Annotated in this window: 7 protein-coding genes; 4 read left to right on the top strand and 3 right to left on the bottom strand. The window is 63.6% G+C overall.

The genetic code is table 11. From position 1 onward, the window contains the following. Positions 1–70: 70 nt before the first annotated feature. Entirely contained in the window at positions 71–343 is a 273-nt protein-coding gene (locus tag NFR87_RS10320) for a DUF6514 family protein (protein ID WP_251449397.1), read from the bottom strand. A gap of 261 nt (positions 344–604) precedes the next feature. Here NFR87_RS10320 and NFR87_RS10325 point away from each other — a divergent pair, with 261 nt between their 5' ends. Next, a complete protein-coding gene (locus NFR87_RS10325; RefSeq protein ID WP_251449399.1) occupies positions 605–844 on the top strand; it encodes a hypothetical protein in 240 nt (79 codons plus the stop codon). Between the two features lie 45 nt (positions 845–889). Here NFR87_RS10325 and NFR87_RS10330 read toward each other — a convergent pair whose 3' ends face one another. Beyond that, positions 890–1,921 (bottom strand): asparaginase, encoded by a 1,032-nt coding sequence (locus tag NFR87_RS10330; RefSeq protein WP_251449401.1) that lies wholly within the window; start codon positions 1,919–1,921, stop codon positions 890–892. 89 nt (positions 1,922–2,010) lie between these two features. On the opposite strand from NFR87_RS10330, the gene NFR87_RS10335 reads away from it, so the two are divergent. Both NFR87_RS10335 and NFR87_RS10340 read left to right on the top strand, forming a co-directional pair. Continuing rightward, a complete protein-coding gene (locus tag NFR87_RS10335) occupies positions 2,011–2,298 on the top strand; it encodes a toxin-antitoxin system toxin subunit (protein WP_251449403.1) in 288 nt (95 codons plus the stop codon). Continuing rightward, positions 2,295–2,420, top strand: a complete 126-nt coding sequence (locus tag NFR87_RS10340; protein ID WP_251449405.1) for an XkdX family protein — start codon at positions 2,295–2,297, stop codon at positions 2,418–2,420. Before NFR87_RS10335 ends, NFR87_RS10340 begins: the two co-directional genes overlap by 4 nt. Here the strand turns inward: NFR87_RS10340 and ilvD are convergent. After that, positions 2,408–4,123, bottom strand: a complete 1,716-nt coding sequence (gene ilvD, locus NFR87_RS10345; RefSeq protein WP_251449409.1) for a dihydroxy-acid dehydratase — start codon at positions 4,121–4,123, stop codon at positions 2,408–2,410. The two genes, NFR87_RS10340 and ilvD, sit on opposite strands and share 13 nt — an antisense overlap. Before the next feature lie 227 nt (positions 4,124–4,350). Here ilvD and NFR87_RS10350 point away from each other — a divergent pair. After that, on the top strand, positions 4,351–5,140 hold a 790-nt coding region (locus NFR87_RS10350; RefSeq protein WP_251449407.1), incomplete at its 3' end, for a tetratricopeptide repeat protein.

Genomic DNA, 5,140 nt, shown 5'->3' on the forward strand with positions numbered 1-5,140 from the left:
GGCAAACAGGAAACCCCAGCACAGCAGCATGATGGTGCCGATGATGATGGCGGCGGCCCTTGCTATGTAATTACAGCCAGTCGTCGATCACGTCCCGCAGGTGGATGGGGCTGACCTGGTTGCGGACGAGGAGATCCATGAGCTCGTCGATGCGGGAAGTGCTGATGGTGACGTTGGCGATCTGGGAACACTCGCCGCTGGATCGGGATGTGACGCGTACACCGTAGCTCTCGCAGAGAAAGCTGCCCACCGCCACCTCGTCTACGAGGATGGAGTAGTCGTAAGGGCCGATATCGGTCAGGTCTGGGTACAGCGAGTATACATCCAATTTCAATTCCCTCATTTTGTGGTCTCCTCTCACTCTCACTTGTGATAAACACATTATATTGTGTTTGGAAGAAATTGTATAGGAAAATGCTTCGACAGGAACCGACGCGGGAAACTGGTTATGTCGCCCGTCTTGTTTTATCGGTCAACCGAAAATGGAAAAGAGGTCGAATTGGGAGGAGGATTGTTGGAAAATTCTTGTCCTTGCGGCGAAAAGGAGGGTTTGTTAAACTATCATCATACAAAACGGACGGGAAATGGAGGGAAAAGGAAGAAAATGGGTACTTATCAAAGCTTGTCCCGGTTTATCCTCACCCGGGGCCTCGTCCTCTGTGCGCTGCTGCTGGCGGGGACGGCGGCCCTCCTGCTCCGGGCGGGGCAGGGCGGCGCGGGAAGCCTGCGGCTCTATGACTGCGCGGAGGTGTTCCAGTTCGCCGCCACAGTGAGCTTTGGCTGCGCCACGGTGGGCAGCCTGCTGATGGAGGATCTGCTGCGCTATTACGGTGAAAAGGACTGAAAAAAGCCCCGTCTCTCAAAGAGAGACGGGGCTTTCGACTGCATGTCATTGCACGGGGACAGGCGCTTGGGCGGCATTCTGAGGAAGGGCCAGGATGTCATTGGCCACAGGGGTGTAGAACAGTTTGGCGCACCGGTCGGGCTCCCGGGTCAGGGAGAGGCACCACATGAGCTTGGCCACCACCGCCTCGGTGGTCATGTCATAGGCCTCCAGGACACCCAGGTCGCTTTTCAGCCGGTGCCCCACGTTATATACCGACAGGTCGCTGCCCTCGTTCTGTACCTGGGTGGTCAGCGCCACCAGCTTGCCCTGGGCCAGGGCGGTGCGGATATGGACGTAAAATTCCCCCTGGTCGCCGGCGGGGATGCCGCCCACCCCGAAACTTTCGATGATGACGGCGTCGTTTTCCTGCAGGAGGAAGGCCAGCTGGGTAGGGGAGGAGCCGGGGATCAGCTTCATCAGGGCCACCCGCTCATCAAGGGCGCCGTAGAACCTGGGCCCGCCGGGGGCGGTGGAGGTCAGGTAGGGGATGAGCTGCCCGTCCTGGATGACGGCCAGGACGGGATAATTGATGCTGGAGAAGGCCCCATAGCTTTTGGAGTAGGTCTTTCTGGCCCTGGTGCCCAGGATCACCGCCCCGCCGAAGACCACCATGACGCCGCTGAGACGACCGTCGCAGGCCACGGTGAAGGCGTCCAGAAGGTTGGTTTTGGAGTCGGTGATGTCGGCGTGGATGGGCTTCTGGCTGCCGGTGAGGACGATGGGCTTGGGGCTTTCCTGGATGAGGTAGCTCAGGGCGGCGGCGGTGTAGGCCATGGTGTCGGTGCCGTGGCAGATGACAAAGCCGTCGTAGCGGCCGTAGTCCTCCCGGATGGCCGCCGTGATGCGCAGCCAGTGGGCGGGGGTCATGTTGGTGGAGTCGATGTTGCAGATCTGCCGGCAGTCGACCTGGCAGAGCTTCCGAACGGCGGGGATATAGTTCAAAAAGTCCTCCCCGGTCAGACCGGGGGCCAGACCTGCCTCGGTCATTTCGGAGGCGATGGTGCCGCCGGTGGTGAGCATAAGGATACGCTTCATAGAGACTGCTCCTTGAAAAATGTGGTTGGATGTACGAAAACATGCCACCCGAAGGGGTGAAAAAAGAGAGAGGGAAAGGGGGTAGCGATTTGCTTACCATTATTGAAGTGAAAGCCCGTGAAGACGGCGGCCATGGGATCCAGAGCCAGAGCCACCGGGAAAAATGCTGGCTGGAGGGCTGGGTGGCGGTGCCGGAGGAGTTGACTGCGGCGGTCTGGGCCTGCGGCGGATACTGCGACCTGGAGCTTTCCGACCGGGGCGAGCTGACCGGCGTCACGCCCAAGCAAAGGCCCCAGGCGGAGGAGCCGCCCTCTGAGAGTGAACAGCTCCGGGCGGATTTGGACTATCTTGCGGCTGTTGCGGGGGTGAGTTTATGAGTGTTTTGGAGCTGGCGAGGAAGTACTATCCCCGGCTGTGGGATGAAAAGCGGATCCGGACTCTGGGCGCCGCCGGGCGGCTGACCGGGGAAGAGGTCAGGCAGGTGCTTCAGGGCAAATAGGCCCCCTCCATGGGGGAGGCGGCGGAGCGGGTGAAGCGGCCCAGCACGCCGGAGGTATATTTGGGGGCACGGGACGTCCACAGGGCTTTCCGTGCCCCTAAAATTTTGTCCATTTCCGTCCCGCTCTTCCGCTGGCCCTTTACCCCCACGATGGCCAGCCTCCGGCCGGGGATGTCCAGCTCGATGAGGTCGCCCTCCTCCACCAGGGCGATGGGGCCGCCCTCGGCGGCCTCGGGGGAGACATGGCCGATGACGGGGCCCCGGGAGGCCCCGGAGAAGCGGCCGTCGGTGATGAGGGCGATGGAGGCGGACAGCTCCGGGTCGGAGGAGATGGCCTCCCCGGTGTAGAACATCTCGGGCATGCCGCTGCCCTTGGGGCCCTCGTAGCGGATGAACACCGCGTCCCCGGGGCGGATGCGCTTATGGAGGATGGCGTCGATGGCCTCCTCCTCGCTGTCGAAGGGCCGGGCGTTGAGGGTGGCCTTGAACATCTCCCGGGGCACGGCGGTGTGCTTCACCTCCGCCCCGCCGGGGGCCAGGTTGCCCCGGAGGATGGCGATGGCGCCGTCGGCGCCGATGGGGTGGTCGTAGGGCCGCAGGATATCCTCCCGCGCTCGGCCCACCTCCGCCAGAAGGGCCCCGCACCGGTCATACCAGCCGCCGCGCTTGAGCTCGTCCAGGTTCTCGCCCAGGGTCTTGCCGGTGACGGTGAGGGCGTCCAGGTGGAGGATGGGCCGCAGCTCCTCCATGACGGCGGGGACGCCGCCCACCCGGTAGAGATAGGCCGCGGGCCACCTGCCTGCTGGTCGGATATCCGCCAGGTAGTGGGCCCCCCGGTGGAGCCGGTCAAACATGTCGGCGTCCAGATGGAGCCCAAATTCATGGGCCACGGCGGGCAGATGGAGCAGGGCGTTGGAGGAGCCGGAGATGGCGGCGTGGATCATAAGGGCGTTCTCGAAGGACTTCATGGTGGCCAGCTTCCGGGCCGTAAGCCCCGCTTGGGCCAGAGCCAGAGCGGCCTGTCCCGCCCGGCGGGCGGTCTCCTTCAGCTCCTCCCCCGTGGCGGGGAGGAGGGCGGAGCCGGGAAGGGCCAGGCCCAGCGCCTCGGCCATGACCTGCATGGTGCAGGCGGTGCCCATGAAGGAACAGGCGCCGCAGGAGGGGCAGGCGTGCTCCTGATACCACTGGAACTGCTCCCCGCTGATCTCTCCCCGCTGGAACATGGCGGAGTAGGTGCCGATCTGCTCCAGGGTGAGGCAGTCGGGGCCGGGGGCCATGACCCCGCCGGGGACAAAGACGGCGGGGATGTCCAGCCGGCCCATGGCCATGAGCTGGGCGGGAACGGATTTGTCGCAGCTTGCCAGAAACACCGCTGCGTCAAAGGGGGTGGCGGAGGCGTGGATCTCGATGAGGTCGCAGATGGTGGAGCGGGAGGCCAGGGAGAAGTTGATCCCGTCGTGGCCCTGGGCCATGCCGTCGCAGATGTCGGTGGCGAAGTACCGGGCAGCCCGTCCCCCGGCCCGGGCCACGCCGTCGGCCGCGGCGTTGGCCAGCTCCAGCAAGTGGGCGGAGCCGGGGTGGCTGTCACCGAAGGTGCTCTCCACCATGACCTGAGGTTTGGAAAGGTCTTCTCTTGTCCATCCCATGCCCACCCGAAGGGGGTCGATCTCCGGGGAGAGGGTGCGCAGGTTCTGACTGGTCAGCATCAGAAACCTTCCTTTCTCGGTGGCGTCTTATTACTCTCAGAATACCGAAAAGCGCTGAAAAAGTCAACGGAAAACAGCGCTTTTTCCCGCCCGGACTCTCTTGAGAGAGGCCGGGCACTTTTTTGCCCTTTTCCTCTTGTGCCGCCGGGAGACGAAGTGTATAATAAACCTTAATACGGCCCCCGGAGCGGGGGGCGGAAAAACGAAAACAGGAGGGCTCCGATTTGGAATATTTTCGCTGTGACGGCTCTGACTGTGGGTATGTGACCGAGGATCCCGATCTGGAAAAGTGCCCCCATTGCGGCAGCACTTTCTTTATCCCCGTGGAGGAGGACTATGTCTCCGGCTACGGCTGGATGTGCCTTTCCGAGCAAGCGGAGGAGAAGGGGGAGAACGAGAAGGCCCTGGGTTATATCCAGAGAGCCATCGACGAGGAATACCCCCATGCCGTGTATCATATGGGCCTTTGTTATCTGCGGGGCCGGCTGGGCCTTCCCCAGGACAAGGCTAAGGCGGTGGAATATTTCCGGCAGGTAGGGGACATGGACGACCCCGCCGGCTGGTGCGCCCTGGGTCAGCTCTACCAGCAGGGCGAGGGGGTGGAGCAGGATTTCGCCAAGGCGGTGGAGCTGTTCCAGAAGGCCGCCGACGCGGATTACGCCCCCGGCATCTGCGCCCTGGGCCTGTGCTGTGAGACCGGCGAGGGCATGGAGCAGAGCTGGGAGGAGGCCACCCGCCTCTACCGCCAGGCCGCCGATATGGGCTATTCCCGCGCCCAGTGCAACCTGGGCTGGTGCTACGAGTTCGGCAAGGGCGTGGAGCAGAGCTGGAAGGAGGCGGTCTACTGGTACTCCATGGCCGCCGACCAGGAGGATCCCCGGGCCCTGTGCAACCTGGGTCTCTGCTATGAGCGGGGCGAGGGCGTGGAGGAGCAGAGCTGGGAGAAGGCTGTGGCCCTCTACCGGGCCTCCGCCGACCGGGGCTACGCCCCGGCCAGGTTGCACTGGGCCGGGG

The sequence above is a fragment of the Vermiculatibacterium agrestimuris genome (assembly GCF_943193085.1).
GTDB lineage: Bacteria > Bacillota > Clostridia > Oscillospirales > Oscillospiraceae > Vermiculatibacterium > Vermiculatibacterium agrestimuris.